The sequence below is a fragment of the Streptomyces longispororuber genome, from assembly GCF_014656095.1.
GTDB classification, from domain to species: domain Bacteria; phylum Actinomycetota; class Actinomycetes; order Streptomycetales; family Streptomycetaceae; genus Streptomyces; species Streptomyces longispororuber.
On sequence record NZ_BNBT01000016.1, the window covers coordinates 36,222 to 58,489 of the forward strand.

The 22,268-nt window shown below is 75.7% G+C and carries 24 protein-coding genes; 11 read left to right on the plus strand and 13 right to left on the minus strand.

What is annotated here, in order from left to right; translation table 11 throughout:
• Nucleotides 1-110: 110 nt before the first annotated feature.
• A complete protein-coding gene (locus IE330_RS08205; RefSeq protein WP_190135207.1) occupies nucleotides 111-689 on the minus strand; it encodes a cupin domain-containing protein in 579 nt (192 codons plus the stop codon).
• 148 nt (nucleotides 690-837) lie between these two features.
• On the opposite strand from IE330_RS08205, the gene IE330_RS08210 reads away from it, so the two are divergent.
• Nucleotides 838-1,743 carry a LysR family transcriptional regulator gene (locus IE330_RS08210; protein ID WP_229925476.1) on the plus strand — a complete coding sequence of 302 codons (906 nt, stop codon included), beginning with the start codon at nucleotides 838-840 and terminating at the stop codon, nucleotides 1,741-1,743.
• On the opposite strand, the gene IE330_RS08215 is transcribed toward IE330_RS08210, so the two are convergent.
• On the minus strand, nucleotides 1,735-2,391 hold the full coding sequence (locus IE330_RS08215; protein ID WP_190135208.1) for a TetR/AcrR family transcriptional regulator: 657 nt from the start codon (nucleotides 2,389-2,391) through the stop codon (nucleotides 1,735-1,737). The genes IE330_RS08210 and IE330_RS08215 overlap by 9 nt on opposite strands.
• 462 nt (nucleotides 2,392-2,853) lie before the next feature.
• Between IE330_RS08215 and IE330_RS08220 the strand changes: the two genes are divergently transcribed.
• The 5 genes from IE330_RS08220 to lnt all read left to right on the plus strand — a co-directional run bounded on the left by IE330_RS08220 (nucleotide 2,854) and on the right by lnt (nucleotide 7,780).
• A complete protein-coding gene (locus IE330_RS08220) occupies nucleotides 2,854-4,209 on the plus strand; it encodes an MFS transporter (protein ID WP_229925477.1) in 1,356 nt (451 codons plus the stop codon).
• A gap of 101 nt (nucleotides 4,210-4,310) precedes the next feature.
• Nucleotides 4,311-4,910 (plus strand): DUF2165 domain-containing protein, encoded by a 600-nt coding sequence (locus IE330_RS08225; RefSeq protein ID WP_190135209.1) that lies wholly within the window; start codon nucleotides 4,311-4,313, stop codon nucleotides 4,908-4,910.
• Nucleotides 4,911-5,005: 95 nt separating this feature from the next.
• Nucleotides 5,006-5,185: a hypothetical protein gene (locus tag IE330_RS08230; RefSeq protein ID WP_190135210.1), complete on the plus strand. Its 180-nt coding sequence runs from the start codon at nucleotides 5,006-5,008 to the stop codon at nucleotides 5,183-5,185.
• 62 nt (nucleotides 5,186-5,247) lie between these two features.
• Nucleotides 5,248-5,778 carry a nuclear transport factor 2 family protein gene (locus IE330_RS08235; RefSeq protein WP_190135211.1) on the plus strand — a complete coding sequence of 177 codons (531 nt, stop codon included), beginning with the start codon at nucleotides 5,248-5,250 and terminating at the stop codon, nucleotides 5,776-5,778.
• Between the two features lie 367 nt (nucleotides 5,779-6,145).
• Nucleotides 6,146-7,780 (plus strand): apolipoprotein N-acyltransferase, encoded by a 1,635-nt coding sequence (lnt, locus tag IE330_RS08240; protein WP_190135212.1) that lies wholly within the window; start codon nucleotides 6,146-6,148, stop codon nucleotides 7,778-7,780.
• Here the strand turns inward: lnt and IE330_RS08245 are convergent.
• Nucleotides 7,704-8,609: a Gfo/Idh/MocA family protein gene (locus tag IE330_RS08245; protein WP_190135213.1), complete on the minus strand. Its 906-nt coding sequence runs from the start codon at nucleotides 8,607-8,609 to the stop codon at nucleotides 7,704-7,706. The two genes, lnt and IE330_RS08245, sit on opposite strands and share 77 nt — an antisense overlap.
• 10 nt (nucleotides 8,610-8,619) lie before the next feature.
• Nucleotides 8,620-9,861, minus strand: a complete 1,242-nt coding sequence (locus IE330_RS08250; protein ID WP_190135214.1) for an FAD-dependent oxidoreductase — start codon at nucleotides 9,859-9,861, stop codon at nucleotides 8,620-8,622.
• Nucleotides 9,862-9,957: 96 nt separating this feature from the next.
• Between IE330_RS08250 and IE330_RS08255 the strand changes: the two genes are divergently transcribed.
• Nucleotides 9,958-10,572 (plus strand): TetR/AcrR family transcriptional regulator, encoded by a 615-nt coding sequence (locus IE330_RS08255; protein ID WP_190135215.1) that lies wholly within the window; start codon nucleotides 9,958-9,960, stop codon nucleotides 10,570-10,572.
• A 588-nt stretch (nucleotides 10,573-11,160) separates the two neighbouring features.
• A complete protein-coding gene (locus IE330_RS08260; protein WP_229925478.1) occupies nucleotides 11,161-11,673 on the plus strand; it encodes a hypothetical protein in 513 nt (170 codons plus the stop codon).
• A gap of 149 nt (nucleotides 11,674-11,822) precedes the next feature.
• Here IE330_RS08260 and IE330_RS08265 read toward each other — a convergent pair whose 3' ends face one another.
• From IE330_RS08265 to IE330_RS08295, 7 genes are all read right to left on the minus strand, one after another.
• Entirely contained in the window at nucleotides 11,823-12,317 is a 495-nt protein-coding gene (locus tag IE330_RS08265) for a hypothetical protein (protein ID WP_190135216.1), read from the minus strand.
• Between the two features lie 228 nt (nucleotides 12,318-12,545).
• Nucleotides 12,546-13,229, minus strand: coding sequence for a uracil-DNA glycosylase (ung, locus tag IE330_RS08270; RefSeq protein ID WP_229925479.1), 684 nt, complete (start codon nucleotides 13,227-13,229; stop codon nucleotides 12,546-12,548).
• 176 nt (nucleotides 13,230-13,405) lie between these two features.
• A complete protein-coding gene (locus IE330_RS08275) occupies nucleotides 13,406-14,992 on the minus strand; it encodes an ABC transporter substrate-binding protein (protein ID WP_190135217.1) in 1,587 nt (528 codons plus the stop codon).
• 172 nt (nucleotides 14,993-15,164) lie between these two features.
• On the minus strand, nucleotides 15,165-15,920 hold the full coding sequence (locus tag IE330_RS08280) for an SDR family oxidoreductase (protein ID WP_190135218.1): 756 nt from the start codon (nucleotides 15,918-15,920) through the stop codon (nucleotides 15,165-15,167).
• A 68-nt stretch (nucleotides 15,921-15,988) separates the two neighbouring features.
• A complete protein-coding gene (gene fabG / locus IE330_RS08285) occupies nucleotides 15,989-16,750 on the minus strand; it encodes a 3-oxoacyl-ACP reductase FabG (RefSeq protein WP_190135219.1) in 762 nt (253 codons plus the stop codon).
• 145 nt (nucleotides 16,751-16,895) lie between these two features.
• Nucleotides 16,896-17,297 carry a DUF3037 domain-containing protein gene (locus tag IE330_RS08290; protein WP_190135220.1) on the minus strand — a complete coding sequence of 134 codons (402 nt, stop codon included), beginning with the start codon at nucleotides 17,295-17,297 and terminating at the stop codon, nucleotides 16,896-16,898.
• Complete coding sequence (locus IE330_RS08295) at nucleotides 17,294-18,112, minus strand: HipA family kinase (RefSeq protein WP_190135221.1); 819 nt, start codon at nucleotides 18,110-18,112, stop codon at nucleotides 17,294-17,296. The genes IE330_RS08290 and IE330_RS08295 overlap by 4 nt, the downstream gene beginning before the upstream one ends.
• 114 nt (nucleotides 18,113-18,226) lie before the next feature.
• Between IE330_RS08295 and IE330_RS08300 the strand changes: the two genes are divergently transcribed.
• Complete coding sequence (locus tag IE330_RS08300; protein ID WP_190135222.1) at nucleotides 18,227-18,703, plus strand: Rieske (2Fe-2S) protein; 477 nt, start codon at nucleotides 18,227-18,229, stop codon at nucleotides 18,701-18,703.
• Nucleotides 18,704-18,738: 35 nt separating this feature from the next.
• On the opposite strand, the gene IE330_RS08305 is transcribed toward IE330_RS08300, so the two are convergent.
• A complete protein-coding gene (locus tag IE330_RS08305; RefSeq protein ID WP_190135223.1) occupies nucleotides 18,739-19,389 on the minus strand; it encodes a cysteine hydrolase family protein in 651 nt (216 codons plus the stop codon).
• A 148-nt stretch (nucleotides 19,390-19,537) separates the two neighbouring features.
• Between IE330_RS08305 and IE330_RS08310 the strand changes: the two genes are divergently transcribed.
• Nucleotides 19,538-20,005 (plus strand): pyridoxamine 5'-phosphate oxidase family protein, encoded by a 468-nt coding sequence (locus tag IE330_RS08310; protein WP_190135224.1) that lies wholly within the window; start codon nucleotides 19,538-19,540, stop codon nucleotides 20,003-20,005.
• A 156-nt stretch (nucleotides 20,006-20,161) separates the two neighbouring features.
• On the opposite strand, the gene IE330_RS08315 is transcribed toward IE330_RS08310, so the two are convergent.
• Nucleotides 20,162-21,064, minus strand: a complete 903-nt coding sequence (locus IE330_RS08315) for a LysR family transcriptional regulator (protein ID WP_190135225.1) — start codon at nucleotides 21,062-21,064, stop codon at nucleotides 20,162-20,164.
• A gap of 75 nt (nucleotides 21,065-21,139) precedes the next feature.
• Here IE330_RS08315 and IE330_RS08320 point away from each other — a divergent pair, with 75 nt between their 5' ends.
• Complete coding sequence (locus IE330_RS08320; RefSeq protein WP_190135226.1) at nucleotides 21,140-22,156, plus strand: DMT family transporter; 1,017 nt, start codon at nucleotides 21,140-21,142, stop codon at nucleotides 22,154-22,156.
• Nucleotides 22,157-22,268: the final 112 nt, after the last annotated feature.

The window sequence follows — 22,268 nt, forward strand, 5'->3', positions numbered from 1 at the left end:
AGCAGCCTCCTGACGTGAGCCCTGCCTCCTGGCGAGGCCGTGAGCGGGCGCGGGACCGTCGCGTGCTGTGTGCAGTGTTGCCCACAACCGGGCGGGGGTCACCACCGCCGTCAGGGCGCCCGGCGGGCTTTGGCGCGTTGTACTCCCCCGGAGGCGGCGGCCCGGGCCGCCCGCCAGTCGGCGCCGTCGAGGAAGTGCACGTCGTAGCGGTCCTGCTGCGGCAGGAGGCTGTCGAAGGGTTCGAGGCCGTGCTGGACGCGCCCCAACGTCCGGAAGTAGTCGAAGCGGTCGACGCCGGGCGCGAGGACCACCAGCAGGTCGGCGGTGTCCCCGGCGGCGGCGCCGAAGGCGTGCGGCGTCCCCGGTGCCACCACGACCAGGCCGCCCCGCCCCACGGTGACGAGTTCGCCGTCCAGGAAGAAGTCCACCGTGCCGTCCAGGACGTGGAACAGCTCCGTCGACCGGGCGTGGTGGTGCGGTCCCGCGCCGTCCGCCCCCTCGCCGAGGGTGAGCCGGTTGGCGCCCAGGGCGCCGCCGGTCGCCGTCGCGTCGACGAGCAGGTCGAAGCCGCCGCCGTGGGGCAGCGGCACGTGCTCGGTCGTGCCGGGCGGTACCACCAGCGCCCCGGGGGTGCGCGGGGAGCCGCCGCCGGCTCCGGGGTGGTCAGGGGCGTGTGCGTACCGGCTCATCCGGGGCTCCTCGGGTCGGGCGGGCCGCGGCGCGGCCCGCGCGGATCCCATTCGACCCGGGGAACAGGGCGCGTACCAGCATCAGTTGTCACCTGCAGAGATCACGGATCGAGATGAATGCGGGGGGGGCGGGGCGCGCCCCGCCCGGATGGCGCGACGGGGGGCGGCGGGGCCGGTGGAGCTGCGGCAGTTGGAGTACTTCGCGGCGGTCGCCGACGAGGGCGGTTTCAGCCGGGCCGCCGCACGCCTCGGCATCGTCCAGTCGGCGGTGAGCCAGCAGGTGCGCCGCCTGGAACGCGAGCTGGGCGTGGCGCTGTTCCGGCGCACCACGCGGCACGTCGAACTCACCGGCGCGGGCGAGCGCCTGCTGCCGGAGGCGCGCGCGGTGCTCGCCGCGGCGCGCCGGACCCGGCGGGTCGCGGCCGACCTGGCGGCGGGCGACGGCGTGCTGCGCCTGGGCACCGTGCAGGGCCCCGGCGACCGCCTGCGCCGCCTGCTGGCGGACCTCGCGGCGGCGGCACCCGGGCTCCGCGTCCGGCCACGCCGCCTGGGGCTCACCGAACGGCTCGCGGCGGTCCGCTCCGGCGAGCTGGACGCGGCGCTGGTGCGGGCGGCGCCGCGCGCGCCGGGGCTCGAACTCCTGCCGGTGTGGCGCGATCCGCTGTACGTGGCGCTGCCCGCGGGCCACCGCCTCGCGGGCGCGGCGTCCCCGCGCCTCACCGACCTCGCGGACCTGCCGCTGCGGCTCGCTCCGCGCGGGCACAACCCGCCCTTCCACGACCTGGTGACCGGCGCGCTGCGGGCGGCCGGTGCCGAACCGCCGTACGGGCCGCCGTTCACCACGCTCCAGGAGACCCTGGCCGAGATCGGCGCGGGCGCCCCGTCGTGGACCGTCTTCTACGAGGTGGCGGGGGTGCCGTCGTTCCCGCGGGTGGCGGTGCGGCCGCTCGCCGCCCCGGCCCTGACGACGTACCTCGCGGTGCTCCCGGGGCCGCCGGGTCCTGCGCTGCGCCCCCTGCTGGCGGTGCTGCCGGACCCCGCCGCGTCAGACTGAGGCCTCCGCGCCCTCGTGGTGGCGCTGGTAGTGGCCGCGCCAGCGCGGTGTCGCCGCGCCGCCCATCACGGTCATCACCACGTCGTGCGCGAGCGTGTCCGTGACCGGCAGATGGCCGAAGAGCACGCGGTGGTACGTGGTGGCGCCGAGCATGTCCAGGAGCAGGTCCAGGTCGGCGTCCGGCCGGATGTCGCCGCGCTCGATGCCCCGGCGCAGCGCGGCCTCCGTCGTGGCCCTGCGGGGCCGGAAGACCGTCTCGGTGAAGACGCGGTCCAGCTCGGGGTCGTCGGCCAGCTCCGCCACCAGGGCGGGCAGCGTCCGGCGCCCGAGCGTGCCGCCGAAGGCCTGGCTGAGGGTCTCGATGCCCAGGATGAGGTCGCAGTGCGTGCAGCCGGTGTCCGGGGTGGGCGCGGTGCCCATGGTCTCGGCGAGCGCGGTGATCACGAGGTGCTGCCGGGACGGCCAGCGGCGGCGGATGGCCGGTTTCGTGGTGCCCGCGCGGCGGGCCACGCCCTCGAGCGTCAGGTGCGGATAGCCGGACTCCTCCAGGAGTTCCAGCGTCGCCCGGACGATGGCCTCGTCGAGCCGGGCGTCACGCGGGCGTCCCGCCGAACGGGCGGGCGGGGCTGCGGAATCCGGGGTTGCCATGGGGTCCAGTATAGGTAGCATGTACTTTCGTTCCGTTCCGGATCGAAACGTAAAGGAGGGTTGGCCTTGCCGTCAGAGCCGCCCGCACGGGGAGCGACCGCCCGGGGCGCCCACGCCGAGTCCGCGTCCGCGTCCGCTTCTTCTTCCTCACCCGTGCCCGCTTCCTCTTCCGCGCCCACACCCGCTTCCACTCCCGCACCCACTTCCTCTTCCGCGCCCGCGCCCGCGCCAGCGCCAGCGCCTGCATCCGCACCCACGCCGACGCCCCCGTCCGCCCCCGCCTCCGCCTCCACACCAGCGCCCGAGGCGGCGCCCGAGACGGCGCCCGCGTCCGACCCCAGCGACGCACCACCCGCCGCCGACGCCCTCAAGACGACCGCGCCCGGCGGTCGTCCCCCGTCGGCCCCGGCCGTCGCCGAGAGCGCCTTCCGTGCCCCCTACGCCGCCCTGACCTGGGGCATCGTGTTGTCCGTCGGGCTGGTGGCGTTCGAGTCGATGGGGGTCGCCACGGTGCTCCCGGAGATCGCGGGCCGCCTCGGCGGCCTGCACGCGTACGGCTGGGGGCTCTCCGCCCTGATGCTCGCCAACCTCATCGGCACCGTGGCCGCGGGCCGCGACGCCGACCGGCACGGTCCGGCCCGGCCGCTCGCCGTGGGCCTGGTCGTGTTCGCGGCGGGCTGCGCACTCGCCGGGGCCGCGCCGAACTGGCCCGCCTTCCTGGCCGGCCGCTTCCTCCAGGGGCTCGGCGTCGGGGCGGTGATGGCGCTCGCGTACGCCGTCATCGGCCTGGCCTACCCGGGGCACCTGCGGGCGCGCATGTTCGCCCTGGTCGCCGGCGGCTGGACCGTGCCGTCCCTCATCGGCCCGACGGTCGCCGCCGTGATCGCCGACCACGTGTCCTGGCGCGGCGTGTTCGTCCTGCTGCTGCCCCTCATCGCGATCGCCGCCACGCTGGCGCTGCCCCCGCTGCGCCGCCTGCACCGCACCGGGGGCACCGGTTCCTCGGCACCCGCCGCCACGTCCGGCGCCGCCCCGCCGGTGCGCTGGTGGGCCACCCCGGTCGCGCGGAGCGTCCTGCTCGCGGCGGGCACGGGCGTCCTGCTCGCCGGGCTCCAGGTGCGCCACCCGGCCCTGCTCGTCCCGCTCGTCGTCGCGGGCGGCGCCGTGGCGGTCCTCGCGCTGCGCTCCGTCACGCCGCCCGGCACGCTCGCCGCCCGGCGGGGCGTACCGACGGGGGTGGTGCTGCGCTTCCTGCTGTGCGGCGCGTACTTCGGCAGCGAGGCCTTCCTGCCGCTCGGCCTGGTGCGCCTGCGGGACCTGAGTGCCTCGCAGGCCGGTCTCGGCCTCTCGGCGGGCGCGATCACGTGGGTGCTCGGGGCCGCCTGGCAGGGCCGGGCCGACGGCCGCTGGAGCGGGCGGTCGCGGGCCGTGCCGATCGCGGCCGGGTTCGCGGTGCTGCTCGTGGGCATCGTGGTGATGGCGCTCGGCGTCCTCGTCGACGCGGTACCGGCCCTGACCGCCGTGGCGGGCTGGGCCATCGGCGGCGCGGGCATGGGCGTGGCCTTCAACGCCGCCACCACCGACGCCATGGAGCAGGCCCCCGCGGACCGGCAGGGCGAGGCCGGCGGCGCCATGCAGCTCGCCCAGACCCTGGCCGTCGCCGTCCTCAGCGGCCTCGGCGGCGCCGCCGTCTCGCTGGCGTCGGCGTACGGCTCGACGGTGACGGTCGCCCTGTCGGCCACGTTCGCGCTCACCGCCGCCCTGGCCGCGGCGGGGGTCCTCGCGGCCCACCGCATCAGGCCCGCCGACCGCCCCTGACCCCGGCGCGCACGGCCGCCACCGGACCGCGCCGGTGCTGCCACCATGGGATCTTCAGCCGTCCGCGCCCGGCGGGCGGCACGCGACGAAGGGGACGTGACATGCCGGCAGGCGCGGACGAACGCGGGACGGCCAGGAGAACGAGGTCCGCGGGGCTCGCCCTCGGGGCACCCGCCGTCGCGGCGGCCGTGCTCACCGGTGTCGTCGCGCTGTACATCGCGCTCGTCGCGTTCGGCAACCTCACCGACTTCGACACCAACCGGCAGTTCGTCCGGCACGTCCTGGCGATGGACACGACCTTCAAGGACGAGGACTTGATGTGGCGCGCCGTCGAGTCCCGCGCCCTCCAGGACGCCGCGTACGTGGCGATCATCGCCTGGGAGACGCTCGCCGCGCTGATCCTGATCGCCGGAACCGTCGTGTGGGTCGCGGCGCTGCGCGGGCGCGCCGGCGGGTTCGGCAGGGCGCGGCGGCTGAGCACCGTGGGCCTGCTGATGCTGGTGCTGCTGTTCGGCGGCGGCTTCATCGGCATCGGCGGCGAGTGGTTCGCGATGTGGCAGTCCAAGAACTGGAACGGCCTCGACGCCGCCACCCGCGTGGTCACGCTGTGCGGGATCGCGCTGCTGGTCGTCCACCTCCCTGCGGCCGGACGGGCGTCCGGCGGCGGGGGCTCCGCGCGGAGCGGGGAGGCGGACGCCTGAGGCCGCGAGCCGGAGCCGCCCCCGCGTGATCACGCGCCACCGGTGTGTGGTAACCGACAGTTCCGATTGTCGGAGCCATCCCCTAGGCTGAGGTCATGCCCTTAACCCCCCAACCCCATGGTTCCACGCGGTCGGCTGCCGAGCTGAACGAGCGGATACGAGGCCTGTGGCTGCGCGCCGGCGGCCGCCTCTCCGCCGAACAGCGCAGGGAGTACGAGCAGTTGGTGACCGAGTGGGCGGCGGCGGTCCGGGCGGAGGTCGTCCAGGCCGCGTGACGCGGCACTCCCTCGCGGCACTCCCTCTTGGCTGCGCCCGCCCGGTGCCCAAGACTGAGCCGATGACGCAGCGTGTGGAACTCGCGGCCGTGCTCGACCAGTTGGCCATCGACACCCTCATCACGGACTACGCCGGTACCGTCGACGACGGGGACTGGGACGCCTACCGGGAGCTGTTCACGCCCGACGGGCGCGCCGACTACCGGTCGGCGGGCGGCATCGAAGGCGGCGCCGCCGAGGTGTCCGCGTGGCTCGCGGAGACGATGGGCGCCGTCGCGATGCGCCAGCACCTCATCGTCAACCGCCGGGTCCGCTTCGGCGTCCGCGAACAGGACGTCGGTGACACCGCGCGCATCCGCGCCGACTACGTGAACCCCCTGCGCTTCGCCACCGGAGCGGACGGCGTCCCCGGCACCGCGCCCGACCTCACGTGCGGCGGCCGCTACGAGTTCGCCGCCCTGCGCACGCACGGCGGCTGGCGGCTGCGCCAGGTGGTCGTACGGGAGAAGTGGCGCAGCACGCGCACCGCCGACCGGACCGGCGCCCCGGCCCGGGCCGCGCAGCGGACGGACACCCCGCCCGGACGGGGCTGACCCGGACGAGGGGCGGGGCGGGCGGTGGCGGGCGAACGGACCGGACGGGCGGCGCGCAGCAGGTGGGGCGGACGGCCACGGACGGGCGGCGGACGGCAGACGGCAACGGGCGGACCGGACGGGCCGCGGGCAGCGAAGGCCGCGCGGGCGGTGGCGGGCGAGGCCGTGGACGGCAGCGGGCCGGGCCGGTGGACGGCGGGGTGGGCGCGCTCCGCGTGCGGCCGGGCGGAAGCGGTCACCGTGCCCGGAGCACGTCCCTCCGGTCCGGTGGCCCGGCGGCGCCGCCCCCTGTCCTAGATCGCCACCGGCGCGCACACTGGAGCACGACCGGGCCTGAGGCCGAGCCGGGGGCGAGGAGGCACGCTGCATGGACGTACTCGGCGGCAAGCGGTCACACCGGTGGGCCCTGCCCGCGCACCGCCCTGTGGCGTGGCGCCCGCGCCTGGACACCGCCCTGGCCTCCCCCCGGCAGCGCGGCGCCCTGGCCGTGCTCTGCGGCGCCCTGCCCGCGCTCGCCTTCCCGGAGCCGTCGTGGTGGTGGTGCGCGTACGTCGCGCTCGTGCCGTGGATCCTGCTCGTCCGCTCGGCGGGGTCGGGGCGCGGGGCCGCGCGCGACGGCTGGCTCGGCGGGCTCGGCTTCATGCTGGCCGTGCACCACTGGCTGCTGCCGAGCCTGCACGTGTTCACGCTCGTCATCGCCGCGCTCCTCGGGCTGCTGTGGGCGCCGTGGGGCTGGCTCACGCACCGCCTCCTGGGCGGCGCCCCCGCCCCCGGGCGCGCGGTGGCGGCGCTGTTCGTGCTGCCGTCGGCCTGGCTGATGGTCGAACTGGTGCGGTCCTGGGAGGGCCTTGGCGGGCCGTGGGGGTTGCTCGGCTCCAGCCAGTGGCAGGTGGAGCCCGCGCTGCGGCTCATGTCGGTGGGCGGCGTCTGGCTGGTCAGCGCGCTCGTCGTGGGCGTGAACACGGGCGTCGCGGTGCTCGTCGCCTGGCGGTCGGCGCGCGTCCCCGCCGTCGCCGGGCTCGTCGCCGTGGCCGCCGCGGCCACCACCGCCTGGACCTGGTCCCCGCGCCCCGAGACCACGGGCAGCGTCCGCGTCGCCGTGGTGCAGCCCGGTGTCCTGGACGGTGCCGACGCCCCCGAGCGGCGCTTCGACCGCGAGGAGGAGCTGACGCGCACCCTCGCGGGGCGCGGCCCGGACCTCGTCGTGTGGGGCGAGAGCAGCGTCGGGCACGACCTGGCCGATCGGCCCGACCTGGCGCGGCGGCTCGCCGCGCTGTCCCGTCTCGTGGGCGCCGACGTGCTGGTGAACGTGGACGCGCGCCGCTCCGACCGGCCCGGCATCTTCAAGAGCTCCGTACTGGTCGGCCCGGACGGCCCGACGGGCGACCGCTACGACAAGATGCGGCTCGTGCCCTTCGGCGAGTACGTCCCGGCGCGCTCCCTGCTCGGCTGGGCCACGTCGGTGGGCAAGGCCGCGGGCGAGGACCGCAGGCGCGGGGAGCGCCCCGTCGTGATGGACCTGGCGGGCGGGGTGCGCGTGGGGCCCCTGGTGTGCTTCGAGTCGGCGTTCCCCGACATGAGCAGGCACCTGGTCCGCGAGGGCGCGCAGGTGCTGCTCGCGCAGTCCGCCACGTCGACGTTCCAGGGCAGTTGGGCGCCCGAGCAGCACGCCTCGCTCGCGGCGGTGCGGGCCGCAGAGACCGGCCGCCCCATGGTGCACGCGACGCTCACCGGCGTCTCCGCCGTCCACGGCCCGGGCGGCGAGCGGATCGGCCGGCCGCTCGGCACCTCGGCGTCGGACACCGCGGAGTACGAGGTTCCGCTGGCCACGGGCACGACGCCGTACGTACGGTTCGGCGACTGGCCGGTGTACGCGGCGCTGGCCGTGCTGGTCGCGCTCGCCGCCGTCGAGGGGGCGCGGGCGCTCAGGCGGCCTGTTCGAGGACCGCGCGTACCACCCGCTCGCACAGCTCATGGGTCGCCAGCGCGTCCCGGGCGCTGAGCACCTTGCCCGCGCGCACGGCGTCGAGGAAGGCGAGCACCACCTGCTCGATGCCGCGCTGCCGCACCACCGGCACCCAGTCGCCGCGCCGCCGCACGGTGGGCTGGCCCTTGTGGTCGACGACCTCGGCGAGGTTGAGGACCTGCCGCTTGGAGTCCTGGCCGGAGACCTCGAGGATCTCCTCCGTGGAGCCGCTGAGGCGGTTCATCACGCCGATCGCGGTGAACCCGTCGCCCGCGAGCTGGAGCACGACGTGCTCCAGGAGGCCGTCCGCGACGCGGCCACGCACGCTCACGTGGTCCACCGCGCCGGGCACGAGGAACCGCAGCGTGTCCACGACGTGGACGAAGTCGTCGAGGATCATCGTGCGCGGGTCCTCCGGAAGGCCCACGCGGTTCTTCTGCATCAGGATCAGCTCGCGCGGGTGCTCGGCGCACTGGGCGTAGCCGGGCGCGTAGCGGCGGTTGAAGCCGACGGCGAGGCTCACCCCGCGCTCCTCGGCGAGCGCCACCAGCCGCTCGGAGTCCGCGAGTTCGTACGCGATCGGCTTGTCGACGTACGTGGCAACCCCCGCCTCCAGGAGGCGCTCGACGATCTCCGGGTGGGCACTGGTCGGCGCGTGCACGAAGGCGGCGTCGAGGTCCTGGGCGAGCAGCGACTCCAGGTCGGTGTGGCGGCGTTCGGCCGGGACGTGGTAGGTCTCCGCGGTCCGCTCCAGCGTGGCGGGCGTCCGCGTCTGGAGGTGCAGCTCGACGCCTGGCTGCGTGGTGAGCACCGGCAGGTACGCCTTCCGCGCGATGTCGCCGAGTCCGATGCAGCCGACCTTCACCACTGTCTCCCTACCGTCGTGCCGGTGTGCGCGGGTGCGCCCCGGCGTCCGTCCCGGCAGCATACGGGTCCGTCGGCGGGTGCCAGTCGGCGATCGAGGCGAACCCCCGCGTGATCAGGTGGGGACCGAGCAGGGAGAGCGCCCGCAGGGCGGTGTCGCGGGCGGCGAGGAGCACGCCGTTGGAGAGGTGGTTGAGGCGGGCCGTGCGGGCGGCCCGCCGGACGACGGCCGTCGTGCGGGGCACGCGGGCGGCGCTGTAGGCGGCGAGGCCCGCGAAGAGGTCGTCCGCGGGGCGGGCGTGGTGGCCGAGGACGACGCCGTCCTCGATGGCCTGGTTGCCGCCCTGGCCGAGCGTCGGCGCCATGGCGTGCGCCGCGTCGCCGACCAGGGCGACGCGGCCGCGGTGGTGGGCGGGCAGCGGCGTGGCCATGTGCCAGACGTCGTTGCGCAGCACGTCCTCGGGGCGCGCGGCGGCGACGATCTCCGGGATCGGGTCGTGCCAGGCGGCGAAGCGGCGCGTCAGCTCGGCCCTCTCGTCGTCGGGCGCGCGGCCGCCCGGGGGCACGAGCGCGGTGGCGTACGCGTACACCCTGCCGTCCTTCAGCGGCTGCGTGCCCCACAGGCCGCCGCGCCCCCAGGTCTCGTGCGGCTCGAGGGGCCGCCGGGGCGCGGGCACGATGAGCCGCCAGGCGGTGAACCCGGTGTAGACGGGCCCGGGGTGCTCCGGGAACAGCGTCGCGCGCACGGCGGAGTTGATGCCGTCGGCCCCGACGACGAGGTCCGCCTCCAGGTCGTCGCCGTCGGCGGTGGTCACGACGGCGGGGCGGTCCGGTCCGCCCGCGTCGGCGAGCCGGGCGGCGGCGCCGGTGCGCAGGCAGTCGCCGGGCAGCGCGCCGACGAGCAGGTCGACGAGGGTGGCGCGGTGCAGCAGCACCAGCGCGCCGCCGAACCTCCGCGCGGTGGCGTCGGACGTGGTGCGCACCAGCCAGCGGCCGTTCGGCGTGCGCAGGCCGGCCCCGCCCTGCCAGGCGGCAAGCTCGCGGACGCCGTCGCCGAGGCCGAGGACGTCCAGGGCGCGCTGGGCGTTCGGGGCCAGGCCGATGCCGGAGCCCACGGGCTCCAGGGATGCGGCGCGCTCCAGGACGGTGACCCGCCAGCCGGAACGGCGCAGGGCGAGGGCGGTGGTGAGCCCGCCGATGCCGCCGCCGACGACGACGGCGCGGGGCTCACGGGGCTCGGCTGCTCGGGACACGGTTCCTCCTCGGTCACACCCCCCGGCCACTACGGCTGTAGTGCCGACAGGGACAGACCGTACTACATCTGTAGTGCCACCGGTAGGGTGGCCCGCATGTCCGCACGCACCCCGGGGTCCGCACCCGTCCGCGGCGCGTCCCGCGCCGAACTGATCGCCGACACCGCGCTGGCCCTGCTCGCCGAACGCGGCATGCGCGGCCTCACGCACCGCGCCGTCGACGAGGCCGCGGGCCTGCCCACCGGCTCCACGTCGAACCACGCCCGTACGCGGCTCGCGCTCCTGGAGGCGGCCGTACGGCGCCAGGCCGAGCGCGAGGCGGCCGTCCTCGCCCCGGACGAGCTCCCGGACCCGGCGGGCGGCCGCGCGTCCCTGGTCGACGGCCTCGCCCTGACCCTGCACCGCTTCCTCACCGGCGAGGCGCACCGCGCGCTGCTCGTGTCCCGGTACGAGCTGGCCCTGGAGGCGACGCGCCGCCCCGAGCTACGGGCGTACTACGACGCGACCGGCGCCAGGTTCCGCGAGCTCCTGAGCGACCTCCTGAGCGCGGCGGGCTCCACGGACCCGGAGCGCCACACACTGTCCCTGGTGGCCTGGTGCGACGGCATGCTCTTCTCCTGCGTGGCCGGCTCGTACAGCACGGAGCCCCCGACACGGGAGGAACTACGGGCGGGCTTCGCGGAGCTGCTGGGCGGGACGCTGGACGGGTGAGGGGGCTGGCCGGGGGCCTTGGGGGGCGCCACTGCGGGGCGGGTGGCTTCGGTGGCGCTTGGGCTGGGCGGGCGGGGCGCGTCCCCGCGGGGCGGGTGGCTTCAGTGACGCTTGGCCGGGCGGGCGGGGCGTTCCCGCGGCGCGGGTGGCTTGGGCGACGCTTTGACCGGGCGGCGCGGGTGGTGTGGGGCCGGGCGGCGCGGGTGGTGTGGGACCGGGCGGCGCGTGGCCCGAGCGGCGCGCACCGGCCGAGGGCCGGGCGTGGGCGGGCCGGGGGGCCGGGACGCGTCCCGCAGCGTGAGGGTCTCTCTCCCGGGCAGCGCGTGATCCGCACGGCCTGAGGCCCTAAGCGGCGCGGTGGAGCGCGCTCGTCCCGCATCGCGGGCGCCTCGTTCGGCGCGCGTCCGGCTGGAGGTTCGCGTCGTGGGCCGGGATCCGCCCCGTCGATTGACACTCGCCCCATCGGCCGGAGACCCGCCCCCGGCCGGAGGCCACCCCCGCCGACCACAGGTTCGCCCCGTCCCCCGTGCGGGGGCATCCACCCCCTTCGGCGGGCCGGGCGCCGCCTCGGGCTGCACTGTGGGGCGGGTGCGGCGTTCGACGACCACCATGGCCCTGCTCGTCTCCGTGACCGTCACGGCCGTCTCCGGCTGCGTCGGCGTGGACCGGACGTCCGCCGGCCCCGGAGGCGCCGCCCCCACCGGCTCGCCGGAACGCTCGACCGGCGCCGGGGACCGGCCGCCGCCCGCCCCGGAGGCCACCCAGGCCCCCGGGCACGACCGGCTGCAACGCGCCGGAGCGCCGCCCGCCGTTCCCGCCCGGGCCGCCACGATCGGCACGGCTCCCGGCCCGGCCGTCCCCGCGCCGCCGGACCCGCCCCGGACGGCCGCCCCGGCGGATACACCCACACGCGTCGACCGGGCCCCGAAGCCCCCGCGGCCCGGGCCCCGGCAGCGCCCGCCCCACCGGCCCGAGAAGCCGTCCCGGCCACCGGCGCAGCCCCGGGGCGAGGCAGACATCTGCGCCCTGGGTGAGCGGTTCGGGCACTGGCGGCCGGACAGCCCGGAGGCGGTCATCTGCCGCGAGGTCTACGGGAATTGAGGACGGCCACCGAGGGAGCGGCGGCCGAGAAGACGGGGTCGAGCCCGGGACAACGGGCGCAGCCGCGCCCGGGGCGGAAGGCGCACCCGGGCCCGGCCGGACAGCCCACCCGGGCCCAGGGGGCGACACCGCGCCGCCCGGCCCGGGGGTCACTCCTCCGCGGCCCCCTCCCCCACCTGCGTCTCCAGGCGGTCCAGCGCCGCGCGGATGCCGTCGCCGTAGCCGTCGTCGCCGAGGGCGCCCACCGCGCCGCGCGCGAGGCGCAGATGGCTGCGGGCCGCCTCCGGGCGGGCGAGCTTCACATAGTCCGCCGCCAGGTTCAGGTGCAGCGAGGGGTAGAACCCGCGGACGGCGAGCGAGTGGTGGTGGGCTCCCACCCGGTCGTCGGTCAGCTCCTGCGCGGCCGACAACGCCCGCAGGTCCCAGGCCAGTTCGTCCGCCGGGTCGTCCTGCGTGTCCGCCATGTAGTGCGCGAGGGTGCAGCGGTGCAGGGCGTCGCCGTCCTCGCCGATCTCCGACCAGAGCGCGAGGAAGCGGCTCCTCGCCTCCTCGCGGTCCCCGGCGTGCTGGAGCATGACCGCCTGCCCGATCCGGGTCATCACGACGTCCTCGCCGTCCGCCGTCCGTTCCTGCCGCTCCACCACCGCGCCGCCCTCCACCGTCCGCCGCCGGTCCTCTGCCGCCGGCCGCTGCCGTCCGTCGTCCCGGCGCCCCGGCGTCCCGTCGTCAGGGCGGCCGGTCGCCGACGGTGCCGACGCTAGCGGCCGGCACTGACAATCGCGGTCAGGCACGGTGCGACGCGGGGAGCCCGGGCCCGCCGCTGCGCCAGGCCGGTGACCCCCGCCGCCCCGGCCCCGCGCCCGGCCCGCGGCTCAGCCCAGGTCCGGGATGCGCCAGTCGATCGGCGCGTGCCCCTGGGCCGCGACCGCCTCGTTGATCTGCGTGAACGGGCGGGAGCCGAAGAACCTCCGGGCGGACAGCGGGGAGGGGTGCGCGCCCTTCACCACGACGTGCCGCTCCTCGTCGATCAGGGGCAGCTTCTTCTGCGCGTAGTTCCCCCACAGGACGAAGACGGCCGGGTCGGGGCGGTCGGCCACGGCCCGGATCACGGCGTCCGTGAACTTCTCCCAGCCCTTGTTCTTGTGGGAGTTCGCCTCGCCCGCGCGAACCGTCAGGACCGCGTTCAGGAGCAGGACGCCCTGGCGGGCCCAGGGCATCAGATAGCCGTTGTCCGGGACGGGCAGGCCGAGCTCCTCCCGCATCTCCTTGTAGATGTTCCGCAAGGAGGGCGGGGTCCTGACGCCCGGGCGGACCGAGAAGCACAGGCCGTGCCCCTGGCCCTCGCCGTGGTACGGGTCCTGGCCGAGGACGAGCACCTTGACCTCGTCGTACGGCGTCGCCTCCAGGGCCGCGAACACCTCCTCGCGCGGCGGGTACACCGGCCCCTTCGCCCGCTCCTCCTCGACGAAGTCGACGAGCTCCTTGAAGTAGGGCTTCTGGAGCTCCTCGCCGAGGACTCCGCGCCAGGACGCGGGCAGCATGGCGATGTCGGTCACGTCAACAACCTCCGGTGTACGGTCCGTTCTTCGGCACGGCCCGCCACCGGCCGACAGCTCCTCGGCTGCCCGGCTCCTCGGTGCGGACCGTCGTCTCCACAGAACCTACCGGCGGCCACTGACAACCGGCCCCCGGGCGGCGGTCACCACCCTCGCCGGAGCCCCCCGCCCGCGCGCTACCAGCTCGTCTTCCGGCTCAGCTCCCACATCATCATGATCGCCGACGGGTCGAGGGCCCGCTCCCCGCCCGCGATCTCCTCGCTGGCCATGATGTACTGCTTGCCCTGCCACAGCGGCAGCAGCCGGACGTCGTCGACGAGGATGCGCTGCGCCTCCTCGAACTCGTCGACGACCTCGCCCCGGTCCGCCGCCCGCCGCGACCGCGGCAGCACCCCGTCGGTGATCCCCGGTGTCCGGTAGGGCGTGTTGAGCACGTTGCGCTCGCCCACGAAGGGCGCGATGAAGTTCTCCGCGTCCGGGAAGTCCGGGAACCAGCCGCGTCCGAAGACCGGGTACTCGCCGTTCTTGTAGCCCTTCTCGAACGCCTTCCAGGGGCGGCCCTTGATCGTGACCTCGAACAGGCCCGAGGCCTCCAACTGCCGCTTCAGCTCGGCGAACTCCGCCGCCGTCACCGAGCCGTAGCGGTCGGTGGCGTACCACAGGGTGAGCGGCACGCGGTCGGTGATGCCCGCGGCCGCGAGGATGCGCCGGGCCTTGGCCGGGCTCGGCTCGCCGTAGGTGTCGAAGAAGCCCGTGGTGTGGCCGGTGACCCCGCGCGGCACCATGGAGTACAGCGGCTCGACCGTGTCCTTGTAGACCTTGTGCGCGAGCGCCGCGCGGTCCACGGTCTGTGCGACCGCCTTGCGCACGGCGGGCTTGCGCGCCCAGGGGTCCTTGGGGTTGAACACCAGGTAGCGGATCTCGGCGCCGGCGCCCTCGACGAGCCGGAGGTGGCTCTCCTTGTCCGCGCCCTGCTGGGCGACGACGTCCTCGGCGGCGATGCCGCGGAAGGTGACGTCGAGCTCCTTGTCGCGCAGCGCCGCGACCATGGCCTCGGAGTCGTCGAAGTAGCGGATGGTCACGGCGTCGTTCTTGCGGTCGGCGCCGCCCTCGTAGTCGTCGTTGCGGACCAGTTCCGCCCGCTCGCCGGAGCGGTACGACGCCAGCGTGTACGGACCGGAGCCGGTGACCCCGTCGCCCTCGCGGAGCCGGTCGGCCGGGTAGTCGGCGGGGGCGACGACGGACATCGCGGGCGTGGCGAGCACGAACGGGAAGGTGGCGTCCGGCTTGCGCAGCTTGAAGACGACCGTGCGGTCGCCCTCGGTGGAGACGGAGGCCAGCGACCCGAGCAGTCCGGCCGGGCCGCCCTCGACGTCGATGCGCCGGATCCGGTCGATCGAGTGCTTCACGGCCGCGGCGTCCAGCGGGTCGCCGTTGGAGAACGTCAGGCCCGCGCGGAGCGTACACGTGTACACCGTGCTGGAGCCGTCGGTGAACTCGCATGCCTCCGCCGCTTCCGGTTGCGGCTCGGTGGCGCCGGAGGGGAAGCTCAGCAGCGTCTGGAAGACGTTCCGGTACAGCTCCCAGGAGCCGTCCCAGGACGCCGCAGGGTCGAGCGTCGTCGGCGCGCTCGTGGTGCCGACGGTGATGGCGTCCTCGTCGTCCGCCCCTCCGGACGACAGCAGCCCGCACCCGGCGAGCAGGGATATCGACACCGTCGCCGCGACGGGGCGCAGACATCGAAGCTGACCTCTGGTGAACACGTACGCGCTCCTCGATCCGCCGTGCCATGGGTCGGCAGACCATACCGCAAGGCCCCGCCCGGCCAACCCTGTTGGCGGACGGGACTTTTCGCAGCTCACCCTTGGTACGGACCTTCACCCGGCCGCGACCGGACGGAGGAGCCCGTCCGGCCCCGGCGGCGGGCGGCGCCGGTCAGCCCACCCCGGCGTTGAGGAAGATGCCGCCGTCGACCACGAGCGTCTGGCCGGTGATCCAGTCGGACTGCTCCGAGGTGAGGAAGGCCGCCGCGCCGCCGACGTCGGACGGCACGCCGAGCCGCCCCAGCGGGTACGCCGAGGTGACCTCCTCCTCGCGGCCCTCGTAGAGCGCCTTCGCGAACTTGGTCTTCACCACCGCGGGCGCGATGGCGTTGACCCGGACCGCGGGGGCGAACTCGTGCGCGAGCTGGAGCGTCAGATTGACCATGGCGGCCTTGCTCATGCCGTACGCGCCGACGAACGGCGACGCGGACACGCCCGCGATCGAGGCGATGTTCACGATCGCGCCGCCGTGCTCGGACTGCCAGGCCTTCCAGGTGAGCTGCGCGAAGCCGAGCGCCGAGATCACGTTCGTCTCGAAGACCTTGCGCGCCACGTCGAGGTCGAGGTCGGCCATCGGCCCGAACACGGGGTTCGTGCCGGCGTTGTTGACCAGGAAGTCGACGCGGCCGAAGGCCTCCATGGCGCGCTCGACGGCGATCGCCTGGTGCGCCTCGTCGTGGGCCTTGCCCGCGACGCCGATGACGCGGTCGGAGCCGAGCTTCTCGACGGCCTCCTTGAGCGCGTTCTCGTTGCGGCCGGTGATGCACACGCGGTCGCCGCGGGCGACGAGCGCCTCCGCGATGCCGTAGCCGATGCCGCGGCTCGCCCCGGTGACGAGCGCCGCCTTGCCGCTGTCCTGCACTGCCATGGTCTGTGCTGTCCTTTGCTTCGAGACGCTTCGAGAAGCGGGAGGGTGCCTGGGGGTGCGAGGGGGCGCTAGTCGAGCGGGCCGCCGGCCACGTACAGGACCTGGCCGGAGACGAAGCCCGCCGCGTCGCCGGTGAAGAAGGCGATGGCGTTGGCGATGTCCTCCGGCTCGCCGACGCGCTGGACGGGGATCTGCGTGGCGGCGGCGGCCTTGAAGTCCTCGAAGCCCATGCCGACGCGGTCGGCGGTGGCCTTGGTCATCTCGGTCGCGATGAAGCCGGGCGCGACCGAGTTGGCGGTGATGCCGAACTTGCCCAGCTCCTTGGCGAGGGTCTTGGTGAAGCCCTGCATGCCCGCCTTGGCGGCCGCGTAGTTGGCCTGGCCGCGGTTGCCGAGGGCGGACGAGCTGGAGAGGTTCACGACGCGGCCGAAGCCCGCGTCCACCATGTGCTTCTGGCAGGCCCGGGACATCAGGAAGGCGCCCCGCAGGTGCACGTTCATGACCGTGTCCCAGTCGGCCGCGCTCATCTTGAACAGGAGGTTGTCGCGCAGCACGCCCGCGTTGTTCACCAGGATCGTCGGCGCGCCGAGCTCCTGCGCGATCCGTGTGACGGCGGCCTCGACCTGCTCCTCGTCGGCCACGTCGCAGCCGACGGCCAGGGCCCTGCCGCCGGCCGCGGTGATCTTCTCCACGGTGTCCTTGCACGCCGTCTCGTCGAGGTCGATCACGGCGACGGCGCGGCCCTCGGCGGCGAGGCGGACCGCGGTGGCGGCGCCGATGCCTCGCGCCGCTCCGGTCACGACCGCGACACGCTGCTCAGTGGTGGACATGCTGGCTCTCCTCGCCCTCGGTGTGCGGCTCCGCGGCGCGCCCCCAGGTGAGCGACCGCTTAGTACCTTCAGCAGACGAGACGCTAGAAGCCCTGGCACCCGGTGTCAACGGCACCCCGGGGATCGGGCCCCGGGCCGTCCTCGCTCAGCGCACCAGGAGCTCGACGAGGCGCTCCACCTCGGCCTCGGGGTCGGCGGTCAGACCCGTGTGCACGGGCCCCGGCTGCACGACGGCCGAGCGCGGCGCGATCAGCCAGCGGAAGCGGCGCCCGGCGTCGTCCCGCGCGGCCTGGCCCGCGGCGGCACCGCCCGCGCAGACGCCCTCCACGGCCCGCAGCGCCGCCCGTACGCCCGCCACGTCGGCGGCGGGGTCCAGGGCGCGGAGCTTGGCCTCGTCCAGGTGGGTGCGGGCGGCCACGAAGGACCGGGCGCGGCAGTACACGACGACCCCCGCGTTGAACTGCTCGCCGCGCTCCACGCGCGGCACGACGCGCAGCAGCGCGTACTCGTAGACGTCCCGCGCGGGGACCTCGTTCGGCTCGCTCACGGGGTGGCACCTTCCAGGGTGATGCGTTCGTGGATGCTCCGCGCGCGCGGCAGCAGCGCCTCGGCGTAGGCCCGCCGGACGGCGTCCGCGTCGTCGAAGCCCGGCTCGTCCGCCAGCCAGGCGTCGGGCACGTCGGCGGTGACCTCGGCCAGCAGGTCCTCGGTGACCAGCGGCGCGAGCTCGGCGGCGGCCGCGGCGACGTCCGGGCGGTACCCGGCGAGGGCGTGGTCGGAGGCGTCGTAGCCCCGGGCGGAGGCGGCCGGGGCGGTGGGCCAGTTGTGGTGCCAGATCATGGTCGCGCCGTGGTCGATGAGCCACAGGTCGCCGTGCCACACCAGAAGGTTCGGGTTGCGCCAGGAGCGGTCCACGTTGTTCACGAGGGCGTCGAACCACACGACGCGGCCGGCCTCCAGCGGGTCCACCGCGAAGGCCAGCGGGTCGAAGCCGAGGGCCCCCGAGAGGAACTCCATGCCGAGGTTCAGCCCGCCGCTGGACTTCAGCAGTTGCTGCACCTCCGGGTCCGGCTCACCGAGGCCGAGCACCGGGTCCAGCCGGACGCCGACGAGCCCCGGCACGCGCAGCCCGAGCCGGCGCGCGAGGCCGCCGCAGACCACTTCGGCGACGAGCGTCTTGCGGCCCTGGCCCGCGCCGGTGAACTTCAGGACGTACGGCGCGGGGGACGCCGCGGACCCGGTCGGCACGGCCGCCCGGGGCGGCCCGGACGCCCCGTCGTCGACGGCCTCCACGAGCCCGGGCAGCGAGCCGCCCTCGCGCAGCGGCGTGACGTAGCGGACGGCGGTGACTTCGGTGAGCATCGCCCCAGGTTACTTGCGGGGACTCGGGCCGAGGACGGTCCCCGGTCCACGCGGACGCGCACACGGATGCTTGAAGGGGTGAACACCTCGGGGCCGCCGTCCGTATCCCCCGGCATGACAGCTTCGAGGGACGCGTCCCCCCTGCCCACGGGCCACCGCCTCGCCCGCCGCACCGTCGTCGCCGCCGTCGGCGCCGGGGGCCTCGCCGCCGCGCTCGCCGGCTGCGGCTCGGACGACGACAAGGGCTCCTCCGCACCGGCGGGCGGGGAGGAGGACACGGCGCGGGAGGAGGGCGGCGCGGCCGGGGCGGTGCTGGCCAGGACGGCGGACATCCCCGTCGGCGGAGGCAAGGTCTTCAAGGACGAGGGGGTGGTGGTCACGCAACCGGAGGAGGGCACCTTCAAGGCGTTCTCGAACCGCTGCACCCACAAGGGGTGCCCGGTCACGGACGTCGAGGGCGGCACCGTCAACTGCGCCTGCCACGGCAGCAAGTTCGACATCGCCGACGGCGGCGTGCGGCGGAGCCCGGCGACCAGCCCGCTGCCCGCCGCGCGCATCAGCGTGGAGGGCGGCGCGATCAGGCTCGCCTGATCGCGCCGCGGTCGGGTGCGCGGGGGCCGGAGCGGTCAGGCCTGCGGGGTGCGCCGCGGCCGCCGCCACACGGCGAGGACCTCCTTCGCCGAGGTCACGGTCGCGACCAGGGCGAGGGTATGGCGGACCATCGCGGGGGTGTACGTGGAGGGGAGCCCCGCGATGGCGTCCGCCGGCACGACGGCGGTGTAGCCGAGGTTCACGGCGTCGAAGACGGCGTTCGGGACGGCCACGTTGGCCGAGACGCCGGTCACCACGAGCGTGCGGCAGCCGGCGTTGCGCAGCAGCGCGTCCACGCCGGTGCCCGCGAGCGGCGAGAGTCCGTGCAGCCGGCGGACGACGAAGTCCTCGTCGGCGACCTCGATCGGCGGCGCGATCCGCACGGCCGACGTCCCGGACACCTGCCGCACGGGCAGCTTCCCGACGGCCTGGAACAGGGGCGCGTTGCGGTTCGCGCCGCGCCCGTCGGGGCGCCGCTCGGCGACGGCGTGCAGCACCTGGACGCCCGCGGCGTGGGCGGCGGCCACCAGCCGCGCCACGTTGGCCAGCGCGCCCGACGCCCGCGCCTCCTCGGCGAGTTCGGGCAGGGCGCTCTCCCTGCCGACGACGCCCTGCTGGCACTCGACCGTCAGCAGGGCCGTGGCGGCGGGGTCGAGCAGACGGCTGAGCTCTTCGTACGACGGCATGGTCCGTCCCCCTCGGCTCGCGGTGCGCGGGAGGCTAACCGGCATTGCGCCGGGGCGGAAGAGACCGCATGCTCAACTGACGCAGAGTCAACTACGGGTGCCGCCGCGGCCGCGCACGGCCGCGCCCGCCCGGGCGAGGAGACGACGCATGGCCCGCACGCAGCGCCGCGGCCGCCGGATCATGATGACGCCGGACGAGCTGGACGCCTTCCTGACCGCCGAGCGGACCTGCCGGGTCGCGACGGTGTCCGCCGACGGCGCGCCGCACGCGAGCCCCCTGTGGTTCGTGTGGGACGGCGCGTCCCTGTGGCTGTACTCGCTCACCCGCAGCAGGCGCTGGGCCGACCTCCGGCGCGACCCGCGCGTCGCCGTCGTCGTCGACGCCGGGGAGACGTACGGCGAGCTGCGCGGCGTGGAGCTGACCGGCACCGTCGTGACCGTGGGCGAGGCACCGCGCGTCGGCGCGCCGTGTCCGGAACTCGACGCGCCGGAGCGGCTGTTCGCCCGCAAGAACTTCGACCTGGAGGAGATGCCGCACGACGGCAGGCACGCGTGGCTGCGGCTCACGCCGGACGCGGTGGCCTCCTGGGACTTCCGCAAGCTGGGGCAGACCTAGGGCACCCGCCCGGCGTCCCTGGCCGTACGGAGCCCGTCGGCGGGCCACCCGGCCCTGTCCCGGCCCCGGCTCCCCGGCCCTCGGCTGCCCACCCGGCGCGGCTCCCGGCCCGCCTCTCGGTGCCCCACCCCTCGGCGATCCGGCCCCGCCCGCCCGTCAGACCGCCTCCGCCCCCGCCGCCCGCAGCGCCTCCACCGCCGCCCGGATCGACGGGCGGCGGTCGGCGTCCGCGCGCCAGACCACGTACACGTGGCGCCGCACCCGGTGCCGCACCGGCGCCGTGCGGACGCCCGCCGGCATCGGGTCGCGGCCGAGGCGGGGCACCACGCACACGCCGAAACCGGCCGCGACCAGGGCGAGCTGCGTGTGGTGCTCCTCGGCGCGGTGGGCGATGCGCGGCTCGAAGCCCTGCCCGCGCAGCGTGAACATCAGCCACTCGTGGCAGAACTCGCCCTCGGTCCACGTGATCCACTCGTCGTCGGCGAAGTCCTCCAGGTCGACCTCGGGGCGGCCGGCCAGCGGGTGGTCCGCCGGCATCGCGACATCGGCGGGGTCGTCGAGCAGCGCGGCCTTCGTCAGGCCGTCGGGCATGGGCAGCGGCTTGTTGTACCAGTCCAGGACCACCGCGAGGTCCAGGTCGCCGCGCACCACCCGCTGGACGCCCGCCTGCGGCTCCAGCTCGACGGCGGACACGCGCAGGTCCGGGTGGTGGGTCCGCAGCGAGGCCAACGCCTTTGGCAGCAGCCCCCGCATCGCCGTCGGGAACGCGGAGATCCGCAGCTCGCCGACCGCCTTGCCGCGCTGCCGCTCCAGGTCGGACTGGGCCAGCTCGACCTGGGAGAGGATGCGCGCCGCGTGGTCGGCGAGCAGCCGTCCGGCGTCGGTGAGGCGCACGCCCCGGCCGTTCTTCGCGAGGAGCTGCTGGCCCACCTCCCGCTCCAGCTTCGTCATCTGCTGCGAGACGGCGGACGTCGTGACGTGCAGCCCGGCGGCGGCGCCGCTCACCGAGCCGTGCCGCGCGAGCGCGTCCAGCGTCCGCAGGCGCTCCAGGTTCAACATGTAAGTGATGCTACGCGATGTACGGCACAAAAACTCACTTGTGCTAAGACGTGCTGGTGATCCATGGTGGCGTACATGCACACCTCCGCCTCCACACGATCCCCGGCCTCCGCACCCGCCGCTCCCGCCTCTTCGGCTGCTCCGGCCGCCACGGCCTCCCCGGCCGTCCCGCAGGAGCCCCCGGCGCACCAGGGCGGCCGCCGCCGGGCGGACTGGCGGCTGCGCTTCGCCTTCCTGTCCCTGGTCTGGGGCTTCAGCTTCCTGTTCATCAAGGTGGGCACGGAGGGGTACGCCCCGTTCCAGGTGACCTTCGGGCGGCTGTTCTTCGGCACGCTGGTGGTCGCGGCCGTGCTGGTCGCCAAGCGCGAGCGGCTGCCCCGCTCCTGGCGCACCTGGGGGCACCTGTCGGTGGCGGCGCTGCTCCTGAACGCGGCGCCCTTCTCGCTGTTCGCGTACTCCGAGCTGACGATCCCTTCCACGCTCGCGGGGATATGCAACGCGACGTCGCCGCTGTGGGGCATGGCCCTGTCCCTGGTCGCGCTCTCCGACGACCGGCCGACGCGGCGCCGGGTCGCGGGGCTCGGCATCGGCTTCCTCGGCGTGCTCACGGTCCTCGGCGCCTGGCACGGGTTCAGCGGCCTGGACGCCCGGGGCACGGCCATGGCCCTGCTGGCCTCGCTGTGCTACCCGATCGGCTGGATCTACGTACGCCGCACGCTGGCCGGCTCCGGCCACTCGAACCTCGCCCTGACCGGCGCCCAGCTCTCGGTGGCCACGCTCGAACTGGCCGTGGTCACGCCGCTGTTCACCTCGGTGCCGAGCCACTTCCCGGTGGTTCCGCTGCTCGCGGTCGTCGCCCTCGGCGCGCTCGGCACCGGCCTGGCCTTCCTGGTCCAGTACGAGCTCGTCGCCGAGGTCGGCCCGACGACGGCGCAGATGGTCACGTACTTCACGCCGGTCATCGCGACGGCGGCGGGCGTCGCCGTGCTCGGCGAGTCCCTGGCCTGGACGACCCCCGTCGGCGCCGTGATCGTCCTGGCGGGCGCCGCGCTCACGCAGTCCAGGCCGCGCGCACGGACCGCCAAGCCGTAGCCCCACGCGCGGACCGCCCGGGCCGTGCGCCCGCCGAACCGTGGCCCCCGCTCAGCCGTAGCCCCACGCGCGCGGGCCGCTCGGTTGTGGCCCCCGCCCAGCCCTGGCCCCC

Excerpts from the sequence above, each read along its gene's own strand:
- fabG (WP_190135219.1), bottom strand. The coding sequence starts at position 16,750 with ATGTCCACCACTGAGCAGCGTGTCGCGGTCGTGACCGGAGCGGCGCGA.
- IE330_RS08205 (WP_190135207.1), bottom strand. The coding sequence starts at position 689 with ATGAGCCGGTACGCACACGCCCCTGACCACCCCGGAGCCGGCGGCGGC.
- IE330_RS08320 (WP_190135226.1), top strand. The coding sequence starts at position 21,140 with ATGCACACCTCCGCCTCCACACGATCCCCGGCCTCCGCACCCGCCGCT.
- IE330_RS08300 (WP_190135222.1), top strand. The coding sequence starts at position 18,227 with ATGACAGCTTCGAGGGACGCGTCCCCCCTGCCCACGGGCCACCGCCTC.
- IE330_RS08210 (WP_229925476.1), top strand. The coding sequence starts at position 838 with ATGGCGCGACGGGGGGCGGCGGGGCCGGTGGAGCTGCGGCAGTTGGAG.
- IE330_RS08230 (WP_190135210.1), top strand. The coding sequence starts at position 5,006 with ATGCCCTTAACCCCCCAACCCCATGGTTCCACGCGGTCGGCTGCCGAG.
- IE330_RS08295 (WP_190135221.1), bottom strand. The coding sequence starts at position 18,112 with ATGCTCACCGAAGTCACCGCCGTCCGCTACGTCACGCCGCTGCGCGAG.
- IE330_RS08225 (WP_190135209.1), top strand. The coding sequence starts at position 4,311 with ATGCCGGCAGGCGCGGACGAACGCGGGACGGCCAGGAGAACGAGGTCC.
- IE330_RS08215 (WP_190135208.1), bottom strand. The coding sequence starts at position 2,391 with ATGGCAACCCCGGATTCCGCAGCCCCGCCCGCCCGTTCGGCGGGACGC.
- IE330_RS08310 (WP_190135224.1), top strand. The coding sequence starts at position 19,538 with ATGGCCCGCACGCAGCGCCGCGGCCGCCGGATCATGATGACGCCGGAC.
- IE330_RS08235 (WP_190135211.1), top strand. The coding sequence starts at position 5,248 with ATGACGCAGCGTGTGGAACTCGCGGCCGTGCTCGACCAGTTGGCCATC.
- IE330_RS08280 (WP_190135218.1), bottom strand. The coding sequence starts at position 15,920 with ATGGCAGTGCAGGACAGCGGCAAGGCGGCGCTCGTCACCGGGGCGAGC.
- IE330_RS08255 (WP_190135215.1), top strand. The coding sequence starts at position 9,958 with ATGTCCGCACGCACCCCGGGGTCCGCACCCGTCCGCGGCGCGTCCCGC.
- IE330_RS08305 (WP_190135223.1), bottom strand. The coding sequence starts at position 19,389 with ATGCCGTCGTACGAAGAGCTCAGCCGTCTGCTCGACCCCGCCGCCACG.
- IE330_RS08315 (WP_190135225.1), bottom strand. The coding sequence starts at position 21,064 with ATGTTGAACCTGGAGCGCCTGCGGACGCTGGACGCGCTCGCGCGGCAC.
- lnt (WP_190135212.1), top strand. The coding sequence starts at position 6,146 with ATGGACGTACTCGGCGGCAAGCGGTCACACCGGTGGGCCCTGCCCGCG.